This is a genomic window from Streptomyces hypolithicus (genome assembly GCF_052934925.1).
In genome coordinates, this window is the sequence record NZ_CM128811.1 from 4,365,810 (window position 1) to 4,387,966 (window position 22,157).

Genomic DNA, 22,157 nt, shown 5'->3' on the forward strand with positions numbered 1-22,157 from the left:
CATCGTAAAGCGGCGGGAACCCGCAGGTCCCCGCCGCTCATGATCCCGTTAAGGCCGGTCGCCGGCCGTTACGCGTCGCCGCCCTCCGGGCCCGGGTCCGCCGCGGCGACGTCGAGCAGTCGGTAGCGGTCGATCGCCTGCTTGAGCGCGGAGCGGTCGATCTTGCCCTCCTTGGCCAGCTCGGTGAGCACCGCCAGCACGATCGACTGCGCGTCGATGTGGAAGTAGCGGCGGGCCGCCCCACGCGTGTCGGCGAAGCCGAAGCCGTCCGCGCCGAGCGAGGAGTACGCGCCCGGCACCCAACGCGAAATCTGGTCCGGAACCGAACGCATCCAGTCGGAAACCGCCACGAACGGGCCCTGGGCCCCGGAGAGCTTCTGCGTCACGTACGGCACGCGCTGCTCCTCCTCCGGGTGCAGCAGATTGTGCTCCTCGACCGAGACGGCGTCGCGGCGCAGCTCGTTCCAGGACGTCGCGGACCAGACGTCGGCCTTGACGTTCCACTCGTCGGCGAGGATCTGCTGGGCCTCGACCGCCCACGGCACCGCCACACCGGAGGCCATGATCTGGGCCGCCAGCTCGCCCTTCTCGCCCTCCTTGAAGCGGTAGATGCCCTTGAGGATGCCCTCGGCGTCCACGTTCTCGGGCTCGGCCGGGTGCAGGATCGGCTCGTTGTAGACGGTCAGGTAGTAGAAGATGTCTTCGTTTTCCTCAGGGGTCCCGCCGTACATCCGCCTCAGGCCGTCCTGGACGATGTGCGCGATCTCGTAGCCGAAGGCCGGGTCGTAGGACACACAGCCCGGGTTCGTCGAGGCGAGCAGCTGCGAGTGGCCGTCCGCGTGCTGGAGGCCCTCACCGGTCAGCGTCGTACGACCGGCCGTCGCACCCAGCACAAAGCCGCGCGCGAGCTGGTCGGCCATCTGCCAGAACTGGTCACCGGTGCGCTGGAAACCGAACATCGAGTAGAAGACGTACACCGGGATCAGCGGCTCGCCGTGCGTCGCGTACGCCGAACCGGCGGCGATCAGCGACGCCGTGCAGCCCGCCTCGGAGATGCCGTCGTGCAGCATCTGCCCGGTCGGCGACTCCTTGTAGGCGAGCAGCAGATCGCGGTCCACCGCCTCGTACTGCTGGCCGAGCGGGTTGTAGATCTTCGCGCTCGGGAAGAACGCGTCCATGCCGAAGGTGCGGTACTCGTCGGGCGCGATCAGCACGAACCGCTTGCCGATCTCCTTGTCCCGCATGAGGTCCTTGAGCACACGCACGAACGCCATGGTGGTGGCGATCGACTGCTGACCGGAACCCTTCTTCGCAGCCGCGTACGTCTTCTCGGCGGGGAGCTGCAGCGGCTTCGCGCGGACGACACGCGTCGGCACGTACCCGCCCAGCGAGTTGCGCCGGTCGTGCATGTACTGGATCTCTTCGGAGGCGCGACCCGGGTGGTAGTAGGGCGGGTAGCCCTCGTCCAGCTGCTTGTCCGTGATCGGGATGTGCAGCCGGTCGCGGAAACGCTTGAGGTCCTCGACCGTCAGCTTCTTCATCTGGTGGGTCGCGTTGCGGCCCTCGAAGTTCGGCCCCAGCGTCCAGCCCTTGACGGTCTGGGCGAGGATCACCGTCGGCTGGCCCTTGTGCGCCTTGGCCGCCGCGTAGGCCGCGTACACCTTCTTGTGGTCGTGACCGCCCCGCCCGAGGTGCAGGATCTGCTCGTCGGTCATGTTCTCGACCATGGCGCGCAGCCGGAGGTCGTCACCGAAGAAGTGGTCGCGGATGTACGCGCCCGTCTCCGTGGCGTACGTCTGGAACTGGCCGTCCGGCGTCGTGTTCAGCCGGTTCACCAGCACGCCGTCGCGGTCCTGCGCCAGCAGCGGGTCCCAGCTCCGGTCCCAGACCAGCTTGATGACGTTCCAGCCGGCGCCGCGGAACTGCGACTCCAGCTCCTGGATGACCTTGCCGTTGCCGCGCACCGGGCCGTCGAGGCGCTGCAGGTTGCAGTTGACGACGAAGGTCAGGTTGTCCAGGCCCTCACGGGCGGCGATCGACAGCTGGCCGAGCGACTCCGGCTCGTCCATCTCGCCGTCGCCGAGGTACGCCCAGACATGGGACTTGGAAGTGTCGGCGATGCCGCGCGCCTCCATGTAGCGGTTCATCCGCGCCTGGTAGATCGCGCCGAGCGGACCGAGGCCCATCGAGACGGTGGGGAACTCCCAGAAGTCCGGCATCAGCCGCGGGTGCGGGTACGACGACAGACCGTGGGGGGCCTTCGACTTCTCTTGGCGGAACGCGTCGAGCTGGGCCTCGCTGAGCCGGTCCAGCAGGAAGGCGCGGGCGTAAATACCGGGGGAGGCGTGCCCCTGGAAGAAGATCTGGTCGCCGCCGTCGCCCTCGTCCTTGCCCCGGAAGAAGTGGTTGAAGCCCACGTCGTAGAGCGAGGCGGCGGAGGCGTACGTGGCGATGTGGCCGCCGACGCCGATGCCGGGGCGCTGTGCGCGCGAGACCATCACGGCCGCGTTCCAGCGGGTCGCGTTCAGGACCTTGCGCTCGATCTCCTCGTTGCCGGGGAAGAACGGCTCGTCCTTGGTGGCGATGGTGTTGACGTAGTCCGTGCTGCGCATCTCGGGCACGGCGACGCGCTTCTCGCGCGCGCGCTCGATGAGACGGAGCATCAGGTAGCGGGCGCGCTCACGGCCCCGCTCGTCGACGGCGGCGTCGAGGGAGTCGAGCCATTCCTGGGTCTCTTCAGGATCGAAGTCCGGGACCTGGCTCGGAAGGCCGCCAATGATGATCGGGTTGCGATCGGATCCGGAAGCCACGCTGTTCCTTCGCTGGTTGGGTCATCAGGGTGTCGCGCCGCCTCCATCGTGTACCCCGGAATCGCATTACGTCATCTCTACTGAGGGGTAACCACGGCTCGCTGAGCAGGTTCGACGTCAGCCCGAGGATGGGTCCGGCGAAATCGCAACCTTACGCCCAATGCGTTCAGGTGTTTCGTAAGGTTGTCCGTTCTCGAATGGCCCACCGAAGCCGCGTACGCTTACAAACGTGTCGCAATGGTGTGGGATGAATCACCGGACGCTCTCCGGCCGCGTCTGGAGTTGCGGTGAACCGGGCCCATCCGTCACCGTTTCGGCTGTCTCCACGGCCGGGTACTTGCGCGATCGGTCCCGCACGTGTGGACTACGGCCAGCGCCCATGCACGCGCGTGGGCTGAAGGTATTCCCCAAAACATGATCAGGAGGCAATCCGTGAGCGCGACCGCGGACCACGCGGAGGAGCGGACCAACCCGGCAGCACGCCTGGGGTTCGAGCCCGGACAGGTGGTCCAGGAGATCGGCTACGACGAGGACGTCGAGCAGGAACTCCGTGAGGGTATTGAGGCCATCACCGGCCAGGAACTCGTCGACGAGGAGTACGACGACGTCGCCGACGTCGTGGTGCTCTGGTTCCGCGACGAGGACGGCGACCTTACGGACGCGCTGGTGGACGCCATCGGTCTGCTCGAGGACGGCGGCCAGGTGCTGCTGCTGACCCCGAAGACCGGCCGTGACGGGTACGTCGAGCCCAGCGACGTCAGCGAGGCCGCCCAGACGGCGGGTCTGTCCCAGACCAAGACCGTCAGCGCGGGCAAGGACTGGAGTGCCGGCCGGCTGGTGACCCCGAAGGCAGGCAAGCGCTGAGTCACCGCGGCGTCGGCCGCGTCCGAGCAGACTCCTCACGAGCAGGCTGCGCCCAAGGCCAGTGGGCCCCCGCCGACACCAGTCGGCGGGGGCCCTGTGCGTAGGCTGGCGGCCGGGAACGAGCAGGACAGAACACTGGGCCCGGGAAGGCCTGAAGGGACGGCGCATCCAATGGCGGCTATCGAGACCGGCGCACCGGCCCCGGACTTCGAGCTCAGGGACAACCACGGCCGCACGGTGAGACTGTCCGACCTCCGCGGCGAGGCGAACGTCGTCCTGCTCTTCTACCCCTTCGCCTTCACCGGCGTCTGTACGGGCGAGCTCCAGGCACTCCAGGGCGAACTGGCGCGCTTCGTCAACGACGACGTACAGCTGCTCGCGGTGTCCGCCGACTCCATCCACACCCTGCGGGTCTACGCCGAGCAGGAGGGCCTGGAGTATCCGCTTCTGTCGGACTTCTGGCCGCACGGCGAGGCCTCGCGCGCGTACGGCGTCTTCGACGAGGACAAGGGCTGCGCGGTGCGCGGCACCTTCGTCATCGACAAGACAGGCACGGTGCGCTGGACGGTGGTCAACGCGCTGCCCGACGCGCGGGACCTGAACGACTACCTCACCGCGCTCGACGCGCTCCGGGACCGGGACGCCCCCCCCGGTCCTGAGAAAAGCGGACGTCATCCCTGCTGCGGGCGGGAACCGGTCACTAGGATCGGTCGTTGATTCGATACCGGCGCTTCACGGGGGGTCCGTCGGCCCCCTGACACACATGGGAGGACTCGTGGGAGTCAGCCTCAGCAAGGGCGGCAACGTCTCGCTGACCAAGGCAGCGCCCAACCTGACCGCGGTCATCGTCGGTCTGGGCTGGGACGCCCGCACCACCACCGGGGGTGACTTCGACCTCGATGCCAGCGCCCTGCTGACCAACGCGGAGGGCAAGGTCACCAACGACTCGAACTTCGTCTTCTTCAACAACCTCAAGAGTCCCGAAGGCTCCGTCGAGCACACCGGGGACAACACCACCGGTGAGGGCGAGGGCGACGACGAGGTCATCAAGGTGAACCTGGCCGGTGTGCCGGCCGAGGTCGCCAAGATCGTGTTCCCGGTCTCGATCTACGAGGCCGAGGCGAGGCAGCAGAGCTTCGGCCAGGTGCGCAACGCGTACATCCGCGTCGTGAACCAGGCCGACAACACGGAGCTGGCGCGCTACGACCTGAGCGAGGACGCCTCGACCGAGACCGCCATGGTCTTCGGCGAGCTCTACCGCAACGGCGCGGAGTGGAAGTTCCGGGCCATCGGCCAGGGTTACGCCTCGGGCCTGCGCGGCATCGCGCAGGACTTCGGCGTCAACGTCTGAGCAACCGGCCCCTCCTGTCCGGCGCCGCACCGCGCGTGCGGCGCCGGACCCGCCTCACCACCCAATTCCGTACCACGGGGAGGAAGCAAGATATGGGCGTCACGCTCGCCAAGGGAGGCAACGTCTCCCTGTCCAAGGCCGCACCGAACCTCACGCAGGTCCTGGTCGGGCTCGGCTGGGACGCGCGCTCCACCACCGGAGCCCCCTTCGATCTCGATGCCAGCGCGCTGCTTTGCCAGGACGGCCGGGTGCTCGGCGACGAGTACTTCGTCTTCTACAACAACCTCAAGAGCCCCGAGGGCTCGGTCGAGCACACCGGGGACAACATGACCGGTGAGGGCGACGGCGACGACGAGTCGATGCTGATCGACCTCGGCAAGGTGCCCGAGCGCGTCGACAAGATCATATTCCCGGTCTCGATCCATGACGCCGACAACCGCGGCCAGACGTTCGGCCAGGTCAGCAACGCCTTCATCCGGGTGGTCAACCAGGCCGACGGCCAGGAGCTGGCCCGTTACGACCTCTCCGAAGACGCCTCCAGCGAGACCGCGATGATCTTCGGTGAGGTGTACCGGTACGGCGGCGAATGGAAGTTCCGGGCCGTTGGGCAGGGGTATGCGTCTGGCCTGCGGGGCATCGCCCTAGACTTCGGAGTCAACGTTTCCTAAAGCCTCGGCGGACAGCCGCGCGCGACGCGGGGGAGACCCGTACTTAACGATGGGGTAGCCAGTGGTTCTGAAAACCTTCGGCTGGTCGTTTGCCATCACGGCAATCGGACTGGCCTTCGCCGCATGGCAGTGGGGGTGGGAGGCGTTCGGGGTCGTACTGATCCTGTCGATCCTCGAAATCTCGCTGTCCTTCGACAACGCGGTGGTCAATGCCGGAATCCTGAAGAAGATGAACGCCTTCTGGCAGAAGATCTTCCTCACCATCGGCATCCTGATCGCCGTATTCGGCATGCGGCTGGTCTTCCCCGTCGCCATCGTCGCCATCAGTGCGAAGGTCGGCCCCATCGAGGCGGTCCAGCTCGCATTGGACAACCCCGAGCGGTACGAGTCGCTGGTCACCGACGCCCACCCGGCGATCGCTGCCTTCGGCGGCATGTTCCTGCTCATGATCTTCCTGGACTTCATTTTCGAGGACCGGGACATCAAGTGGCTGGGCTGGCTCGAGCGACCGCTGGCCAAGCTCGGCAAGGTCGACATGCTGTCGGTCTGCATCGCGCTGATCGTCCTGCTGGCCACCGCGATGACCTTCGCGACGCACGCGCACACCAGCTCGGGGTACGCCGACAAGTCGGCGACCGTGCTGCTCTCCGGCGTCGCCGGCCTGATCACGTATCTCATCGTCGGCGGTCTCTCCAGCTTCTTCGAGGACAAGCTCGAAGAGGAAGAGGAGCGCGAGCACGAAGAGGAGGAGAAGGCCAAGGCGCAGGGCAAGGATCCGTCCGCCATCGGCCTGGCGGGCAAGGCCGCGTTCTTCCTCTTCCTGTACCTGGAAGTGCTCGACGCCTCGTTCTCCTTCGACGGTGTCATCGGCGCCTTCGCCATCACCAACCAGATCTTCTGGATGGCGCTCGGCCTCGGTATCGGCGCGATGTACGTCCGGTCGCTCACGGTCTACCTGGTCCGCCAGGGCACCCTGGACGACTACGTCTACCTGGAGCACGGCGCGCACTACGCGATCGGCGCGCTCGCCGTCATCCTGCTCATCACCATCGAGCACGAGATCAGCGAGATCATCACCGGTCTCATCGGCGTGATCCTGATCGCCGCCTCCTTCCTGTCCTCGGTCCGCCGCAACAAGGCGATCGAGCGTGCCGAGGGCGGCAAGGGCGGATCCGCCGGCGACAAGACAGAGGTCCAGTCCGGGGTGTGACCCTGCCCGGATTCAGGGAACGCTCTGAGCGGGGCGGTCACGAGGCATCGGCCTCGGGGCCGCCCCGTGGCGTTGGCCCCGGGACTCAACGACACACCTGGGGGTGGGATGGCTATCTGGGACAGCCTGAAACGGGACAGGGCGGCCGATCGGTTCGGGGCCGGCAGCGCGGCGACCAATGCGATCGCGCTGACGAAACGCAACCCGTCGGTGTCGCTCACCCGGCAGGGTGCGGACACCGGGAACCTGCGAGTCAACCTGTCCTGGCGGACGCGGAGCTCGGACATCGGCGGCAGGCAGCGGCGCACCGGGAGTCTGCTGCGCCGCACGGTCAGGTTCTTCCAGCCGGACGTGGTGCAGGCGCACACCCAGGGCGTGGTCAACGTCGACCTCGACCTGGGCTGCCTGTACGAGCTGGTCGACGGCACCAAGGGCGTCGTGCAGCCACTGGGCAGCTTCTTCGGGAGCCTGAACGCACCGCCGTTCGTCAAACTGAGCGGCGACGACCGGTTCGGCGCCCCGTCGGGCGAGACGGTTTATGTGAACCTCGACCACAGCGAGGCGATCAAGCGGCTGCTGGTCTTCGTCTACATATACGACCAGACACCGGCCTTTGACCGTACGCACGCCGTCGTCACGCTCTTCCCGAGCAACGGTCCGCGTATCGAGATCGAGCTGGACGAGCGCGCCCCGCAGGCGCGTTCGTGCGCGGTCTTCACCGTCGAGAACGTCAAGGGCGACCTGGTGGTGCACCGCGAGGTGAAGTTCGTCTACGGCTTCCAGGCGGAGCTGGACCGGCTGTACGGCTGGGGACTGCAGTGGGGGCGCGGCTACAAGACCAAGGCCTGATGGCTGGATTTCGCCCTCGCCGAGCGGGTCCGGGGCGGAGCCGCGGTTCAGGCCCTACCCCCGGACGAACTGGGGTCCCTGCGGGGGCAGTCGGAAGTTCGGGTCCGGGGCATGCGCGGCGGCCGCCGCCGGCTGCGGGTACCCGTACGCGGGCGGAGCCGACGGTGGCGGCGGGGCCGCCACCGGCTGCGGGTAGCCGTACGCGGGCGGCGCGGTGGGCACGGGCTGCGTGGGCGGCTCCGCGGTCGCCGCAGCTACGGCGGCAACGGTCGCCCCCTCGGCCGCTTCGGCGGGGTCGGCGGCGGCGGAATCCGTCTCCTCGACCGAGATGCCGTGATCCGCGGCCAGCCCGGTCAGCCCGTTCGAGTAGCCCTCACCCAGCGCCCTGAACTTCCACCCCTCGCCTCGCCGGTACAGCTCGCCGCAGATCAGTGCCGTCTCCGCCCCGGTCTCCGGCCGCACCTCGAAGTGCGCGAGCGGTTCGCCGCTCCCGGCCGCGGTGGCGTCGTACACCTGGATGCTCAGGTCCCGTACGCGCTCGAACGGGACCTCTTCCTCCGTCGAGGCGACGATCAGGACCCGGTCGACGGCGGGTTCCAGTGCCGCGAGTTCCGCCTGGACGGAATCGGTGACCTTGTCCGGAAGGGTCTTCCTGCCGAGGCTCCTGACCAGCCCGGAGGGATGGCGGGGCTGGTTGTAGAAGACGAAGTCCTCGTCGGAGCGCACCCGCCGGTCGGCGCCGAGCACCAGGGCCGAGGCGTCGACCACGGGGACTCCCGGGCCGGGAGTCCAGCGCAGCACAGCCCGGACGGCTGTGGCGTCGAGCGGGACGTTCGAGCCCTTCAGCATGGCGTGCGTCATGTCGGTAATCCTGCCTTCCCGGCGCCCCTGCGGACAACGCGGGGGCCTCGTGGCCTGGAACCTGTCTCCAACCCTGTCTCCAACCCTGTCTCCAACCGGTCTCTGGCGGTCGGCAGCCCACTGGCGGTAGAGGGACTGGTGCTTTCATCTGAGTAACCTGACGTTCATGCGGGCAGGGAACTCTTGACACCGGCCTTACGTACTATTACCAGCCACGCGGCGCTAGGCCGACACTGAAGCATGGGGGGAATTTGATGCGTCATTTCGGGCATATTCCGCCCTCTGTGCGAGCGAGCCTGTTCCACCGGGAGCCGGTCGCTTTCGACGCCGGATCCCCGGCCCGTATCCTTGCCGCCGCTCTCGGCGCGACGCTCTACAGCCCGGCCACCCGGCCCCACCTCGCCGACAACGTGGCCAAGCAGGCCGCGCGCGGGGTCGTCTCCATGGTGTTGTGCCTGGAGGACTCCATCGACGACGCCGAAGTCACCAGTGCCGAGGAGAACCTCGTCCGGCAGTTCGCCGACCTCCAGGCGCGGGGCGGGCAGACCCCGCTGCTGTTCGTCCGGGTCCGCGAGCCCGGCCAGATCCCGGACCTCGTGCAGCGGCTCGGCCCCGCCGCGCGGCTGCTGTCCGGATTCGTACTGCCGAAGTTCACCGAGGAGCGCGGCACCGCGTTCCTGGAGGCGCTGACCGCCGCGGAGGCGGCAGGCGGGCAGCGGCTGTTCGCGATGCCGGTGCTGGAATCGCCGCAGCTGCTCCACCTGGAGACCAGGGCCGAGACGCTCGGCGGCATCGCCCGCACGGTCGACAAGTACCGGGAGCGGGTGCTGGCGCTGCGCCTGGGCGTCACCGACTTCTGCTCGGCGTACGGGCTGCGCAGGGCCCCCGACATGACGGCGTACGACGTCCAGCTCGTGGCCGGGGTCATCGCCGACGTGGTCAACGTGCTGGGGCGCTCGGACGGCACCGGCTTCACCATCACGGGCCCCGTGTGGGAGTACTTCCGTGTCCAGGAGCGGATGTTCAAGCCGCAGCTGCGCCGCAGCCCCTTCACGGGGCAGGCGGAGGCTCTGCGCGCGTCCCTCATCGAGCACGACATGGACGGGCTGCTGCGCGAGATCTCACTCGACCGGGCGAACGGACTGCTCGGCAAGACCTGCATCCATCCGTCGCACGTGCTGCCCGTGCATGCGCTGTCGGTGGTCAGCCACGAGGAATTCAGCGACGCGCAGGACATTCTGCGGCCGGAGCGGGACGGCGGCGGAGTGATGCGGTCGGCGTACACGAACAAGATGAACGAAGTGAAGCCGCACCGCGCGTGGGCCGAACGCACCCTGCTGCGGGCCGACGCCTTCGGGGTGGCGCACGAGGACATCGGCTTCGTGGAGCTGCTGACCGCCGGGACAAACGGTTAACGGGATACGGGCCGACGTGGGTACTGGGATGGGATCGGACAACGTGGTGTGGTCGGGGACGTGGGTCGCTGAGCGGCTGGGCGTCGAACTCGTCGGCGACGGCGAGCAGGACGGCGGCAGCAGGAGCGGCAGCGGCGACCGTGCCGGATCGGGCGGGCTGCGCGACATGCTCGGTCTCGCCCTGCGCCGCAACCCCAGGCGCGCCCACCTCCTGGTGTCGAACGTGCTGGGCAAACACGTGCCGCAGCTGCCCTCGCGGGTGTACGGCGCGGGCTTCGGGCTCGGCCAGGACGTACGGAAGCTGCTCGGCGAGGAGGCGGCCGCGCGTGCGGTGGTCCTCGGGTACGCGGAGACGGCGACCGGGCTCGGCCACGCGGTCGCCGACGGCGTGGGCGTGGCGCCTTACCTCCACTCGACGCGCCGACCGGTCGACGGGGTGGCCGCGGCGGGCGGCTTCGAGGAATCCCACTCGCACGCCACCTCGCATCTGCTGCTGCCCGAGGACCCCGCTCTGCTGGCCGGCGCGGGGCCGCTGGTCCTCGTCGACGACGAGTTCTCCACCGGCAACACGGTGCTCAACACCATTCGTGACCTGGATGAACGCCACCCGCGCAGCTGGTACGTGATAGTGGCTCTGGCCGACATGCGCTCCGCCGGGGACCGGCGGCGCCTGGAGGACTTCGCGGGCGAGATCGGCGCCCGGGTCGACCTGATCGCGACGGCCTCGGGCACGGTGCGGCTGCCGGACGACGTACTGGAGAAGGGGCAGGCCCTGGTCGCCGAGTACGAGTCGGCGCAGCCCACCAGCGCGGGCGTCGGCGTCGGCCGCGTCGGTGGCCGGGGGGCCGTGCGGGTCGCGCTCGGGTGGCCCCTCGGGGTGCCCGACGGGGGCCGGCACGGGTTCGCGCCCGCGCACCGGGCCGCGCTGGAGGCAGCCCTGCCCGGCATGGCCGACCGCATCGCGGCGGCGCTGCCCGAAGACGCCCGCCGCGTCCTGGTCCTCGGCTTCGAGGAGCTGATGTACGCCCCCCTCCGCCTGGCCACCGCCCTTGAGGCGCGGCTCGCGGAGCACACCGGCGCCGAGGTGCGGTACTCGACCACGACCCGCTCACCCGTCCTCGCCGTCGACGACCCCGGGTACGCCATCCGTACCCGGATCGTCTTCCCCGCGCACGACAACCCCGCTGACGGCCCCGGTTCGCGCTACGCCTACAACGTCGCCGGCGCCGGGTTCGACGCCGTGGTGGCCGTCGTCGACTCCGCCGCCGACACCCCCGAACTGCACGCCACCAACGGCCTGTTGGCCTGCCTGGCCGCCCACGCCGGGCAGGTGGTGCTCGCCGTCGTCCCCACGTACGTACCCGGCGCACCCGGTGTACCCGGTGTACCTGGCACAAGCACAGCCGCCATACCCTTCGCGCCCGTATCCGCCGCACCTCGGTCGGCCCCCGAACGGCAGGAGCCGTCCATGCCCGAGCCGCTGCGCGGCCCCGCCTTCTCCTCCTACGCGCCCGACGACGTCGGCTGGCTCCTCCAGGACCTGTCGGACGTCGAACTGGAGGCGCCCACCGAGGAGCGTGAAGAGGCGATCCAGAGCGGCGGCGCCCACTACGCCGAGTCGCTGCCCGTCGAGTACCAGCCCAATGCCCAGTACCAGCAGCTGTTCAAGGCAGCCCTGGACACCTCGGCGGCCCGCATCGCCCGCGCCGTGGGCACCGTCACCGAGACCGTCCTCGCCGAACGCTCACCGCGCCCCGTGCTGGTCTCCCTCGCCCGCGCCGGTACGCCCGTCGGCGTACTGATGCGCCGCTGGGCCCAGCACCGGCACGGCCTCGACCTGCCGCACTACGCCGTCTCCATCGTCCGGGGCCGGGGCATCGACGAGCGGGCGCTGCGCTGGCTGGCCGAGCACCACGACCCCGCCGACGTCGTCTTCGTCGACGGCTGGACCGGCAAGGGCGCCATCACCCGCGAACTGGCCCAGGCCCTCGACGCCTTCGCCACCGCCACCGGCACCCCCGGTTTCGACCCGGAGATCGCCGTCCTCGCCGACCCCGGCGGCTGTGTCCGCACGTACGGCACCCGCGAGGACTTCCTCATCCCGTCCGCCTGCCTCAACTCCACCGTGTCCGGCCTGATTTCGCGTACGGTGCTGCGTTCCGACCTGGTCGGGCCCGACGACTTCCACGGGGCGAAGTTCTACCGAGAGCTGGCGGACGACGACGTGTCCACGTACTTCCTCGACACCATCGCCGCCCGCTTCGACGAGGTCGCCGACGCCGTGGGCGCCGAGGTGAAGGACCTGCTCGCGGCCGACCGCGCCCCCACCTGGGAGGGCTGGGCGGCCGTCGAGCGGATCAGCGAGGAGTACGGCATCCACGACGTGAACCTGGTCAAGCCCGGAGTCGGCGAGACCACCCGCGTGCTGCTGCGCCGCGTCCCGTGGAAGATCCTCGCCAAGCGCGACGCCGGCGCCGACCTCGACCATGTGCGGCTCCTCGCCGAGCAGCGCGGCGTCCCGGTCGAGGAGGTCGACGGCCTCCCCTACACCTGCGTCGGCCTGATCCACCCCAAGTTCACCCGGGGCGCCACGGGCGCGGACGGCAAGGCGGTGGCGGCGAAGTGACCAGTACCCCGCCCGTCCTGGTCGCCAGCGATCTCGACCGCACCCTGATCTACTCCTCGGCGGCGCTCGGCCTGACCATGCCCGACGCCGAGGCACCACGGCTGCTGTGCGTCGAGGTGTACGACAGCAAGCCCCTCTCCTACGTGACGGAGACCGCCGCCGCCCTGATGGGGCAACTCGCGGCCGACGCCTGCTTCGTGCCGACGACCACCCGCACCCGCGAGCAGTACCACCGCATCCGGCTGCCCGTCCCCACCCCCCGGTACGCGATCTGCGCCAACGGCGGCCACCTCCTCGTCGAGGGCGTCTCCGACCCCGGATGGCAGGCCCAGGTGGCCAGGACCCTCGCCGACGAGTGCGCCTCACTGGCCGAGATCCGCGCCCACCTCGTCTCCGCCGCCGACCGGGCGTGGCTGCTCAAGGAACGGGTCGCCGAGGACCTGTTCGCATACCTCGTCGTCGAACGGGCGCTCCTCCCGGACGAGTGGGTCAAGGAGCTCGGCGAGTGGGCCGAGGCGCGCGGCTGGACGGTCTCGCTCCAGGGCCGCAAGATCTACGCCGTACCGAAGCCACTCACCAAGAGCGCGGCGATGTACGAGGTGGCCCGCCGCGCGGGAACCACGCTCACCCTGGCCGCCGGTGACTCCCTGCTCGACGCGGATCTGCTGCTGGCCGCGGACCGGGGCTGGCGTCCGGGCCACGGTGAGCTGGCCGACTCCGGCTGGAGTGCCCCGCAGGTCACCGTCCTGCCCGAGGTGGGCGTGGCGGCCGGCGAGGAGATCCTGCGCCGCTTCAGCCGCGCTGCTGCCGCTCACCCCGCCGCTTGACCAGCCGGACGCCGACGAAGCCGAGCACCGCGAGGACAGCCGCTGCCAGCACCACCTTGGAGTACGTGGAGACGTAGCCCGCCACGTCCTGCCAGTTCTCGCCCAGCTTGTAGCCGGCGAGGATGAAAGCGGTGTTCCAGATGGCGCTGCCGAGCGTGGTCAAGCCCAGGAAGACCGGCAGCGGCATGCGCTCGACCCCCGCCGGCACCGAGATCAGGCTACGGAAGACCGGGATCATCCGCCCGAAGAACACCGCCTTGGTCCCGTGGCGCTGGAACCACGCCTCGGTCCGCTCGATGTCGGACACCTTGACCAGCGGCACTTTGCGGGCGATCGCCACGGTCCGCTCCCGGCCGAGCAGCGCCCCGAGGCCGTACAGGGCGAGTGCTCCGACCACCGACCCCGCGGTCGTCCACAGCAGAGCGGCGATCAGGCCCATCTTCCCGCTGGCGGCCGAGAACCCGGCCAGCGGCAGAATCACCTCGCTCGGCAGCGGCGGGAAGAGGTTCTCCAGGGCGATGGCGAGCCCGGCGCCCGGCGCACCCATCGTGTCCATGAGGGAATTGATCCACTGCTGTGCGCTGCTTACGGCCATGCGACCACACTAGGAACACGCAGCTGAAGCCAAGCTGAAGCCGACTGAAGCCGAGCCGCAGGCGTGAGGGCAGGGAGTGCGATGAGCAAGGGGAACAGCACCGAGATCACCGATGAGTTGTACGCGTACATGCTGGCGCACAATCCGCCGTTGGACGCCGTGCAGCGCGAGCTCGTCGCCACGACGTACGCACGGCTGCCCGAGCACGCGGGCATGCAGTCCGCCGAGGAACAGGGGCCGCTCCTCGCCTTCCTCGTGCGCCTGACCGGCGCCCGGCACATCGTCGAGGTCGGCACCTTCACCGGCTTCTCCGCACTGGCGATGGCGCAGGCGCTGCCCGTCTCCGGGCAGCTGATCGCGTGCGACATCTCAGAGGAGTGGACGGCGTACGGACGTGAGGCCTGGGCGAAGGCGGGCGTCGCCGACCGGGTCGAGGTACGGATCGGGCCTGCCCTGGACACCTTGCGGGCCATGCCCGAGGAGCCGCACATCGACTTCGCCTACCTCGACGCGGACAAGGGCAACTACGTCCGGTACTGGGAGGAGCTGGTGCCGAGGCTGCGGCAGGGTGGGGTGATCGCCACCGACAACGTGTTCTTCCACGGCGGGGTGCTCGACCCGGACGCGACGGGCGGCGCGGCGGCGATCAAGGAGTTCAACGACCGGGTGTCGGCCGACGAGCGGATGGAAAGCATCATGATCCCGGTGGCGGACGGGGTGACGCTCTCCAGAAAGCGCTGACCGTGGCCCCGCATGGCCGCGGCTCCGCGAGGCCGCAGGGCGGGGCGCCGCGAAGCCGCAGGGCCGCCCCTCAGCCGCAGCAGCCCCCGCCGCAGCAGCCGCCTCCGCCCCCACCACCGCCGCCGGCCGACGGCGCGGGGCCCGCGGACCGCGCGGTCCCGCCGACGGCGACCGCAGACAGCAGCTTGACGGTGTCGGCGTGCCCGTCCGGGCAGGTGGCGGGGGCGGAGGACTCGGCCATCGGCCGGTTCAGCTCGAAGCCGGCGTCGCAGGCGCGGCAGCGGTACTCGTAACGGGGCATGCGCACAGGTTACGGCCTGGTGCGCGATAGGGGGCGGATCAGCCCGCGGCGTCGGATGCGGTGCATCGCACGACGGCGGAGCATCCTGATAGCGGAGCTATCAGGGAGTTTCGCCAACGCGGCGAGGTGCCGTAGCCGGCGTCGCGGGCCCGTCCCCTATCGCGCACCAGGCCGTTACTGACTCCGGCGGCCTGTCAGGAGCCCGCGCCCCGCTCCTCCCGGATCTGCTCGACGACCCGCGCCACCGTGCGGCGCACCCCCTCGGTCTCGGTCAGGAAGTGCCAGTAGTCGGGGTGGCGGCCCTCCAGAGCGGCGACGGCCCGCTCCAGGCGGGCCACGGAATCGTCCAGCGGGCGGGCATGGTGCGGATCGGGCGTATTGCGCCCGGCCATGGCCAGCCGCTGGGCGTCCCGGATCGCGAACCGGGTCCGCTCGATCTCCTGCTGCGGGTCCTTGGCCACCGCGTTGAGCCGCTGCAGCCGGTCACCGGCCGCCGAAACCGCCTCGTCCGTGGAGTTCAGCAGCGCCCGGACCGTGCTGAGCAGAGCCGTCGCGTCGGGCCACCGCTGCTCCTCGCGGGCCTTCGCCGCCTCCTTGATCTTCTCCTCGGCCTGCTGGACGGTGCTCGCGGTCTGCGCGGGTACGGCCTGCAGGTCCTGCCAGCACGCGGCCGTGAACCGGCGCCGCAGCTCGCTCAGGATCGGCTCGACCTTGCCCGCCCGGGTCGTCAGCGCCTGGGCGCGGGTCCGCAGCGACACGAGCCGCCGGTCGATCTCCGACGCCCGCTCCGGCAGCCGCTCGGCCTCCGTGCGCACCGCCTCGGCGTCGCGCAGCACCTGGTCGGCGCGCTGCAACGTCTCCGGCACGCCGTGCCGCCCGGCGCCCTGATTGAGCTTCGTCAGCTCGGGGGCCAGGGCGGCCAGGCGTGCCGCGAGATCATCGGCCCCGAGCCCGGAAGCCCGTACGGAATCGAGCGCGTTGCTCGCCGCCAGCAGCGTCTGACGGGCCCGCTCGACGGCGGGCGCGAGGCGGGCCAGCTGCGTCTCCGCCGTGTCGAGGAGCGGGCCGAGCCCCTGCTCGTACCGGTCGAGCTCGCCCTTTACCCGTACGAGTTCGTCCTTGGCCCTGGTCAGCTCCGTGCGTGCCTTGGCGGCGGTCGATGCCTCCAGGTCGTCCCGGTCGAGGTCGTGGGCGTCGACGGCGATGATGTAGATGTTGCTGACCTCGTCGATGCGCCGCCCCAGCGTCGCGAAGTCCTCCACGGCCCGGTGTGCCCGCGGCGAACTGTCCACCGCCGTGATCGTCTCGATCGAGATGCGCAGGTCGCGCTGGGCCGTGTCGAGCTCGTAGAAGGCCGCGGCGGCCTCGTCCTTGGCCGCCTGCGCCTCGGCCCGCACATTCTCGCCGCGGCCGCCGAACCAGCGCCTCGTACCGCCGCCCGCGAAGGCGAACGACAGCGCGGCGGCGAGCAGCGGCACCGGCAGGAGTACGAGCGTGACGGCATCAGCGACGCCGCCCCCGGCGGCACCCGCTTTCGTACGGCGGCGTACTCGCTGCGTGTACGACTGCGCCTGTGTCGCCGTCACATCCCTCTCCCGTGCTGTGTCCGTCCCGCCCGCCCGGTCGGTTCATTCTCCCACCAGGTAGTGACGAACACACGGGCCTGTTAGTTCGCGGTTCGCACGGTGACTTCCCCGTTGGCGCTGTTCGCCCGCAGGACGTGCGGGCTGGCGGGGTCGCGCGAGACGCCGATCGAGATCTCCCCGTTGTCGCTCCTGGCCTGCACGTTGTACGTGGCCCTGGGGACGTCGAGGCCGACTTCGCCGTTGTCGCTGACGGCCTCGACCAGGTCCGGGACGACGTCGAACGACATCTGTACGCTCCCGTTGTTCGAGGTCGCGCTGACGGACCTGGACGAGACGCCTTCCGCGACGACCTCCCCGTTGGCGCTGGTCAGGTCCAGCCGGCCGGACGAGTCCTGGACCGCCACCCGCCCGTTGTCGGAGCGCATGGTCAGCGCGGTGTCGAACCCGGCGGCGCTCACGCTCCCGTTGTCGCCCCGCACCGTCACCGCCACCCCGCGCGGCACCTTCACGCGGTGCCACGACTCGCAGTCGCTGGCCATCGCGGAGCACTTCTGGCGCAGCAGCAGCGTCCCGTCCGCCATGTCCCAGGTCGACTCGGGCCCGTTCCCGACGAACACCCATCCGTCGGCCCGCCGGGTGACCTCGACGTCCGACACATCGGCCGGCACCAGTTCCAAGTCCGTTTCGTCGGCGTCGATGGTCAGCGTCCGCCCACTGAACGCGAACGACCGCTCCTCGGCGGGCGCGTCCTTGGCCTCGACATCGCCACACCCACTCAACGCGACCAGCGCCACGACGGCCCCGCCGGCGGCCAGGAAGGTACGGGTGCGAAGCGCCATGGTGATCGGTCCCCCAAGTAGTCCCCTGCAAGAGCCCTCACTGTACGAATTCGCCGCGCCCCCAGCGATAGGGCCGGCCACCGGCCCGGGGGTGGGGTTTACCCCACCCCCGACGGCCATCGGATTACGGTCCGTCCCCACGGGCCATGTACGCTGTTGCCTCATCCACGGGTGCGTAGCTCAGGGGTAGAGCGCTGCTCTTACAAAGCAGATGTCGGCGGTTCGAAACCGTCCGCGCCCACTCACCGGCAGGCCCCTGGCCTGCATCGGAACCTCTTCAGGGTTCCGAACAGGGGCCCCCGACACCTCGTCCGGGGCCTCTTGTGTGAGCGACGCGTGAGCGGGGGTGCTAACGATCTTGTTTCCGTGCTCCATCGGGACCAACTTCGCCATCTGCTCCGCCACCGCCCGGTCCACCTCCGGCAAGAGGTGCATGTACGTATCGCTCGTCACTGCGATCTTTGAGTGACCAAGGGTCTCCTTGATCGTGTGGAGCTCCTCCAGGAAGCACGAAGCCCCCGGCGGGCCGGGGGCTGTGGGTGTCTGTCTGGGGTGAAGGGAGTCGGTGACGTGGTGCGGGGCGGAGCGTCTTTGGCCGGTGGCCGGGGGAGCGATACGTGGGTGTGCGCGCCTTGACGGTGGAGTCGGCTGCTGTCGGTTGTTGTGGTGTGTGAGGTGTGGGTGGCTGCCTGTCGCGCAGCATTTGCACGGCCCCCTGTAGGGGCGGTGAGAGCGAAAGACGGTGTTCGCCGGGCGGGCTCGACGTTGCCGCCGGCGCCCGCCAGGCGGGATCGGCCGTGAAGTTCCGGTGAACTGTCCCGCCCCACGGGATCGTGCTTTTCCACAGGTCAGAGCCGGTGTCCCCTGTGGGGATGATCAGTGTGGCGAAGGTCCAGAAGCGGCACGCCTGGCGGTACTACGTGCGCGGGGTGGCCTTCGGGGACGGTCGCCGTCCGGCGCGCATGCCGTTGAAGGACGCCCAGGAGGAAGCCGGGCTCCCGCCGGGGGTGTGGATGGGGCGCGGCCTGCCCGCCCTCGGGCTCACTGCGGGCTCGGTGGTGACGGAGCGGCAGATGGAGCTGTTGTTCGGGATGGGCCGGCACCCGGACGCCGACCGCATGGAGCGCGAGCGCCTGGACGACGGCGCCGACCCGGAGACGGCACGGCTGGAGACCGTCCTCGGGAAGCCGATCGAGGAGATCGAGAAGCAGAAGCAGACCCCGCTGCTCGCCCTCGACTTCGTGTTCCGGCCGCAGGCGTCCCTGATCGTGCTGTGGGCGCTGGGGGATAAGAGGACGCGCCGGGTCATCGAGCGGGCGCACGAGCGGGCCATCGCCACCGTCGCTGCGCTGGCTGGAGGATGAGGTCGCGGAGATCCGGTGGGCGTCCGGCCGCAAGCGTGCAAAGGCACCGGCCCTGGTGGTCGCGCGGTTCCGGCACTTCGACAACCGCCACGCGTTCCCTCTACTTCACGACCACTGCCTGATCCTCAATCGGGTGCAGCGCCTGGACGACGACGGAAAGTGGGTGTAGGGCGCCCTCGACACGGTCCGCCTGTACCAGCACGTCGTCGCGGCCGGGACGCTCTACACCCTGACGATGACGACGGAGGTGTGTGAGGAGCTGCTCGCGGCGGGTGGAGGTCGACCTCCTCCATGCACTCGATCAGGAAGCCGGCCGCGATCCAGGCGGCCTGCGCCCCACCGCCCGCGAGGCACCACCGCTTGAGGTACCGGCTGGCCACGGTGACCAGCTGCCCCAGGACGTACCCGGACTCGCAGTCGGCGTGTTCGTCGGGCACGACCGTGAGGTAGTCGGCCAGCAGCAGCGCGCCGAACTCGCCCATCAGCCGCGCCAGCGCCTCGCCGTCCCGATGGAACTCCCCCAGCGCGGCCCGCTCCTGGTCGCCGCCCTGGTCCCGCCAGACCAGCTCCACGTAGTCGCCGGCCCGCCAGATCTGCTCCGGGGTGAGCTGGGGCAGCTTCGACGACGTCGTCTCCATGACGACTCCTCCCTGTACGGGCCGCGCGCCTGCTGCAGCCGGTCGCCAGGTTCTTCGAGAACCTCATGCAGGGAAACGGCACAGGCTTCGAGCAGGCGTCGGTCCGATGGGTCGGCCAGCCTCTTCTGTGCGGCAGTGGCCCTGGTCCAGGACGGCGGCAGCGACATCGGCCAGGCGGCGTAGTCCAGTTGGAGCCGGAACGGCAACCAAGCAGGCCAGGATCTCGGAGAGAGTCTGCAAGGCGGCCATGTCGTCTTCGACGGCATTCAGCGAGCGGGTGGCGTCCAACCGCTCCAGCAGCATCGCACCGGTACGGGAATCAGCCTCCAGCAGTGAGACTGCACCGTGCCCGGCCCACGATCTCAGGGCTGCGGGCTCACCGCCGGTCTCATCGTCCACCGGTTGGAGCTTGAGCGCGGCCCGTGTGCCATCTTCCCGAAGGACCGGAAGCACCAGAGCGACGGCACCATTACTAGGCGTTCCATCCAGCCGCAGGTTCCACAGATCCAAGCAATCCTCGGCCAGGGCCGGAAGCGCAGTGATCCATGTCCGTCCAGACTCCCCAAAGTAAGTGCGATGAGACGCGGCGAGAGAGTCGGGAACGCGAATGCGGTCATGGATCACCGCAGCATGCTCGCAGCAGCGACGGAGCGGCACCGCCGAGAGTCCCAGGATTGCCGCCAGCTCCGCCGAGAACCCGATCTTCCCCGAGGTTCAAAAACAGGCACTGCGGTCTCGCGGGCGGTGATGGCCGTGGTGAGTCTGAAGCAACGGGCAAGAGGGCCTGCGGGGATGAGCATCGCTGCCCGTCGCTGCCAAGCTGAGTCAATGAGCTGCCGCGCGTCGCTCATATGCCGTCACCCTCCGACCACGGACCTGCTCGTCCGCCACCACCGTGAAGTACGTCGTCAGCACGGAGGTCTTCAACCTGTCCCGCTTGGCTGTCACCGGTCTTGCCACCTGAGATGCGTCTGTTACCAGCAGGATCCTTTGCTGGGCAAGCAGCGCAGCACGGATCTGATCCGGGTCTGCTTCCACACCTTTTAGTGTTCCGGACTTCTCCGGGCTCTGTGCCAGAGCGATGTCTCGCAGACCGGTAAAGGCGCTGGGGGAGACGGATTTGGTGTCCCGCCGCGCGGACGGGATGAAGAGCACTGCACTTCCGGGCTCCTTCATCCGCCGCACTTCGGATGCCGCCGCCAGGACATCGTCTACCCGGCTTGCCGGAGAGCGCTTGGCCAGCGACTGCGGCAGCAGTGCCATCATCGCGAGGGCGACCACTGCGGGGAGAATCCACCTCGATGCTCTTGGGAAGCCGGGGTTGGCTGCCTGTACCGCCGAGCCGATGATCGAACCGATCAGCAGCGCCAGACCCAGCAGGCTGAAGAGTATGTATCGGTCCAAGAACAGCGGCTGGATCAGGGAAAGGCCTACGAGGCCGAGCTGTGGCACGGCCAGCAGTGGTAGTCCGACGGCTGCCACCGACAGCTGGCCTGCCCGGGGCCGATCTAGTGCGGCTCCGACGCCGCCGATCAGCAGAAGGATCGCCGGTCCGATCAACATGTGCCACGTCAACGGCGGGATCCATGACACTTGTACGGACTGGCCGTGACTGAAAAGGACCAGCGGCAGTACACATGCCGTAGCGGCCGCAGAGGCGGTTCCCCAGCGTAGAGACACCCGGAGCGTGGCTCGCGTCCAAAGCAGCGTTATCAAGTGCGCCGGCAGGATCATCAGCGAGAGCCAGTTCAGCAGCCCGCATACCAGGACAGTGCCGCCGTAGGCGACCCAGTGCGGCATCTGGGCACGCCCCTGGAGCGCGGTCACGAGCAGCAGGGTCGAAAACCCGGCTCCGGCCGCGACCAGTGCGTACGGTCGACCCTCCTGGAGATAGAACTGGACGGCCGGAAGAACCCCGAACGCCAGCCCCCCCGCCAGGCCCACCCATAGCCCGGCCAGCCGGTGGCCGATGACTGCCACACAAGCCGCCGCCACTCCTGTGGCCAGCACCGAGGGCAACCGCAGGGTTGTGGTGCTGGGTCCGAAATATTCGAACAACCCGTGCATGAGTAGGTAGTAGCACCCATGCACGACGTCGACGTTCCCCAGCATGTTCCATATCTCGGCCGTGGAGCGTTGGGCCACCTGCCAGGTTGCCGCTTCGTCCCGCCACACGCTGTCCTGCCGGGGCAGCCCCCACAGGCCGAGAGCAAGAGTCCACGACATCGGGAGCAGCCAGACGAGAACGCGGTCACGCAGGGGGGCGGTTGGGGATTTCATCAACGTGTTCAGACCCTCGGATAGCGGTGCGACGAGCGGGTGTGCGGTCCTCGGACATGAAGGAGAGATTCTGGAGAAGCTGTTGGGCAGCTCGGAGTGGCGGAGGGGTGTTACGGCTAGTCCCGTGGTGCGCGGCCTGTTGAAATCCAGCGCGCTCAAGGATGCCATCGCAGTGGCAACTTGTTCCTTCTCCCTGGCCGGAATCATGCCCAATGGCTGAAACCATTCCCATGCCTAGGTCGCATAATGGCCAGCTTGGCCTGAAGGTGCGCTCCTTGCAGTCAGAAGTGCACTTCGATCCCTTGACGGGATCACTCCAGCACCGTTAACGC

19 protein-coding genes, 1 tRNA gene and 2 pseudogenes are annotated in these 22,157 nt (G+C 69.3%); 13 read left to right on the forward strand and 9 right to left on the reverse strand.

Features of this window, described 5'->3' with window-relative positions; translation table 11 throughout:
* Positions 1 to 68: 68 nt before the first annotated feature.
* Positions 69 to 2,810: a pyruvate dehydrogenase (acetyl-transferring), homodimeric type gene (gene aceE / locus ACU6WZ_RS20625; RefSeq protein ID WP_447029578.1), complete on the reverse strand. Its 2,742-nt coding sequence runs from the start codon at positions 2,808 to 2,810 to the stop codon at positions 69 to 71.
* Positions 2,811 to 3,242: 432 nt separating this feature from the next.
* On the opposite strand from aceE, the gene ACU6WZ_RS20630 reads away from it, so the two are divergent.
* From ACU6WZ_RS20630 to ACU6WZ_RS20655, 6 genes and pseudogenes are all read left to right on the forward strand, one after another.
* Complete coding sequence (locus ACU6WZ_RS20630) at positions 3,243 to 3,674, forward strand: DUF3052 domain-containing protein (RefSeq protein ID WP_447029579.1); 432 nt, start codon at positions 3,243 to 3,245, stop codon at positions 3,672 to 3,674.
* 171 nt (positions 3,675 to 3,845) lie between these two features.
* Positions 3,846 to 4,304, forward strand: a pseudogene (locus ACU6WZ_RS20635) (peroxiredoxin); the annotation flags it as partial.
* A gap of 145 nt (positions 4,305 to 4,449) precedes the next feature.
* The gene (locus tag ACU6WZ_RS20640; protein ID WP_447029581.1) at positions 4,450 to 5,025 is read left to right on the forward strand and encodes a TerD family protein; all 576 of its coding nucleotides are present in this window, start codon (positions 4,450 to 4,452) and stop codon (positions 5,023 to 5,025) included.
* 92 nt (positions 5,026 to 5,117) lie between these two features.
* Entirely contained in the window at positions 5,118 to 5,693 is a 576-nt protein-coding gene (locus tag ACU6WZ_RS20645) for a TerD family protein (protein WP_447029582.1), read from the forward strand.
* 61 nt (positions 5,694 to 5,754) lie between these two features.
* Complete coding sequence (locus ACU6WZ_RS20650) at positions 5,755 to 6,903, forward strand: DUF475 domain-containing protein (RefSeq protein WP_447029583.1); 1,149 nt, start codon at positions 5,755 to 5,757, stop codon at positions 6,901 to 6,903.
* A 108-nt stretch (positions 6,904 to 7,011) separates the two neighbouring features.
* Positions 7,012 to 7,752, forward strand: a complete 741-nt coding sequence (locus ACU6WZ_RS20655) for a TerD family protein (protein WP_447029584.1) — start codon at positions 7,012 to 7,014, stop codon at positions 7,750 to 7,752.
* Between the two features lie 54 nt (positions 7,753 to 7,806).
* Here ACU6WZ_RS20655 and ACU6WZ_RS20660 read toward each other — a convergent pair whose 3' ends face one another.
* Entirely contained in the window at positions 7,807 to 8,622 is an 816-nt protein-coding gene (locus ACU6WZ_RS20660) for a TerD family protein (protein WP_447034163.1), read from the reverse strand.
* A 245-nt stretch (positions 8,623 to 8,867) separates the two neighbouring features.
* Between ACU6WZ_RS20660 and ACU6WZ_RS20665 the strand changes: the two genes are divergently transcribed.
* From ACU6WZ_RS20665 to ACU6WZ_RS20675, 3 genes are read left to right on the forward strand one after another with little or no spacing between them, the layout of a single operon-like run.
* Complete coding sequence (locus tag ACU6WZ_RS20665) at positions 8,868 to 10,028, forward strand: HpcH/HpaI aldolase/citrate lyase family protein (RefSeq protein WP_447029585.1); 1,161 nt, start codon at positions 8,868 to 8,870, stop codon at positions 10,026 to 10,028.
* A gap of 28 nt (positions 10,029 to 10,056) precedes the next feature.
* Complete coding sequence (locus ACU6WZ_RS20670) at positions 10,057 to 12,654, forward strand: phosphoribosyltransferase (protein WP_447029586.1); 2,598 nt, start codon at positions 10,057 to 10,059, stop codon at positions 12,652 to 12,654.
* Positions 12,651 to 13,481 (forward strand): HAD family hydrolase, encoded by an 831-nt coding sequence (locus ACU6WZ_RS20675; protein ID WP_447029587.1) that lies wholly within the window; start codon positions 12,651 to 12,653, stop codon positions 13,479 to 13,481. Before ACU6WZ_RS20670 ends, ACU6WZ_RS20675 begins: the two co-directional genes overlap by 4 nt.
* Here the strand turns inward: ACU6WZ_RS20675 and ACU6WZ_RS20680 are convergent.
* Positions 13,450 to 14,076, reverse strand: a pseudogene (locus ACU6WZ_RS20680) (DedA family protein); the annotation flags it as partial. The gene ACU6WZ_RS20675 and the pseudogene ACU6WZ_RS20680 sit on opposite strands and share 32 nt — an antisense overlap.
* 81 nt (positions 14,077 to 14,157) lie before the next feature.
* On the opposite strand from ACU6WZ_RS20680, the gene ACU6WZ_RS20685 reads away from it, so the two are divergent.
* Complete coding sequence (locus ACU6WZ_RS20685) at positions 14,158 to 14,817, forward strand: O-methyltransferase (RefSeq protein WP_447029589.1); 660 nt, start codon at positions 14,158 to 14,160, stop codon at positions 14,815 to 14,817.
* 70 nt (positions 14,818 to 14,887) lie between these two features.
* On the opposite strand, the gene ACU6WZ_RS20690 is transcribed toward ACU6WZ_RS20685, so the two are convergent.
* From ACU6WZ_RS20690 to ACU6WZ_RS20700, 3 genes are all read right to left on the reverse strand, one after another.
* Positions 14,888 to 15,118, reverse strand: coding sequence for an FmdB family zinc ribbon protein (locus ACU6WZ_RS20690; protein ID WP_447029590.1), 231 nt, complete (start codon positions 15,116 to 15,118; stop codon positions 14,888 to 14,890).
* Positions 15,119 to 15,312: 194 nt separating this feature from the next.
* Positions 15,313 to 16,704: a hypothetical protein gene (locus ACU6WZ_RS20695; RefSeq protein ID WP_447029592.1), complete on the reverse strand. Its 1,392-nt coding sequence runs from the start codon at positions 16,702 to 16,704 to the stop codon at positions 15,313 to 15,315.
* An 80-nt stretch (positions 16,705 to 16,784) separates the two neighbouring features.
* Entirely contained in the window at positions 16,785 to 17,543 is a 759-nt protein-coding gene (locus ACU6WZ_RS20700; protein ID WP_447029593.1) for a DUF4097 family beta strand repeat-containing protein, read from the reverse strand.
* Between the two features lie 169 nt (positions 17,544 to 17,712).
* On the opposite strand from ACU6WZ_RS20700, the gene ACU6WZ_RS20705 reads away from it, so the two are divergent.
* From ACU6WZ_RS20705 to ACU6WZ_RS20715, 3 genes are all read left to right on the forward strand, one after another.
* Positions 17,713 to 17,784 (forward strand) — tRNA-Val (locus ACU6WZ_RS20705).
* 631 nt (positions 17,785 to 18,415) lie between these two features.
* A complete protein-coding gene (locus tag ACU6WZ_RS20710) occupies positions 18,416 to 18,907 on the forward strand; it encodes a relaxase domain-containing protein (protein ID WP_447029594.1) in 492 nt (163 codons plus the stop codon).
* A gap of 10 nt (positions 18,908 to 18,917) precedes the next feature.
* Positions 18,918 to 19,076, forward strand: a complete 159-nt coding sequence (locus ACU6WZ_RS20715) for a relaxase domain-containing protein (protein ID WP_447034164.1) — start codon at positions 18,918 to 18,920, stop codon at positions 19,074 to 19,076.
* Here ACU6WZ_RS20715 and ACU6WZ_RS20720 read toward each other — a convergent pair.
* The 3 genes from ACU6WZ_RS20720 to ACU6WZ_RS20730 form a co-directional block, all read right to left on the reverse strand.
* Positions 19,033 to 19,545 (reverse strand): hypothetical protein, encoded by a 513-nt coding sequence (locus ACU6WZ_RS20720; protein WP_447029595.1) that lies wholly within the window; start codon positions 19,543 to 19,545, stop codon positions 19,033 to 19,035. The two genes, ACU6WZ_RS20715 and ACU6WZ_RS20720, sit on opposite strands and share 44 nt — an antisense overlap.
* Positions 19,546 to 19,608: 63 nt before the next feature.
* Positions 19,609 to 20,055 carry an aminoglycoside phosphotransferase family protein gene (locus ACU6WZ_RS20725; protein ID WP_447029596.1) on the reverse strand — a complete coding sequence of 149 codons (447 nt, stop codon included), beginning with the start codon at positions 20,053 to 20,055 and terminating at the stop codon, positions 19,609 to 19,611.
* 315 nt (positions 20,056 to 20,370) lie between these two features.
* Positions 20,371 to 21,825 (reverse strand): glycosyltransferase family 39 protein, encoded by a 1,455-nt coding sequence (locus tag ACU6WZ_RS20730; RefSeq protein WP_447029597.1) that lies wholly within the window; start codon positions 21,823 to 21,825, stop codon positions 20,371 to 20,373.
* Positions 21,826 to 22,157: the final 332 nt, after the last annotated feature.

Bases quoted from the DNA above. Each gene is read 5' to 3' on its own strand.
- ACU6WZ_RS20710 (WP_447029594.1), top strand. From the start codon at position 18,416: ATGATCAGTGTGGCGAAGGTCCAGAAGCGGCACGCCTGGCGGTACTAC.
- ACU6WZ_RS20700 (WP_447029593.1), bottom strand. From the start codon at position 17,543: ATGGCGCTTCGCACCCGTACCTTCCTGGCCGCCGGCGGGGCCGTCGTG.
- ACU6WZ_RS20645 (WP_447029582.1), top strand. From the start codon at position 5,118: ATGGGCGTCACGCTCGCCAAGGGAGGCAACGTCTCCCTGTCCAAGGCC.
- ACU6WZ_RS20685 (WP_447029589.1), top strand. From the start codon at position 14,158: ATGAGCAAGGGGAACAGCACCGAGATCACCGATGAGTTGTACGCGTAC.
- ACU6WZ_RS20720 (WP_447029595.1), bottom strand. From the start codon at position 19,545: ATGGAGACGACGTCGTCGAAGCTGCCCCAGCTCACCCCGGAGCAGATC.
- ACU6WZ_RS20655 (WP_447029584.1), top strand. From the start codon at position 7,012: ATGGCTATCTGGGACAGCCTGAAACGGGACAGGGCGGCCGATCGGTTC.
- ACU6WZ_RS20730 (WP_447029597.1), bottom strand. From the start codon at position 21,825: ATGAAATCCCCAACCGCCCCCCTGCGTGACCGCGTTCTCGTCTGGCTG.
- ACU6WZ_RS20670 (WP_447029586.1), top strand. From the start codon at position 10,057: ATGGGATCGGACAACGTGGTGTGGTCGGGGACGTGGGTCGCTGAGCGG.
- ACU6WZ_RS20690 (WP_447029590.1), bottom strand. From the start codon at position 15,118: ATGCCCCGTTACGAGTACCGCTGCCGCGCCTGCGACGCCGGCTTCGAG.
- ACU6WZ_RS20665 (WP_447029585.1), top strand. From the start codon at position 8,868: ATGCGTCATTTCGGGCATATTCCGCCCTCTGTGCGAGCGAGCCTGTTC.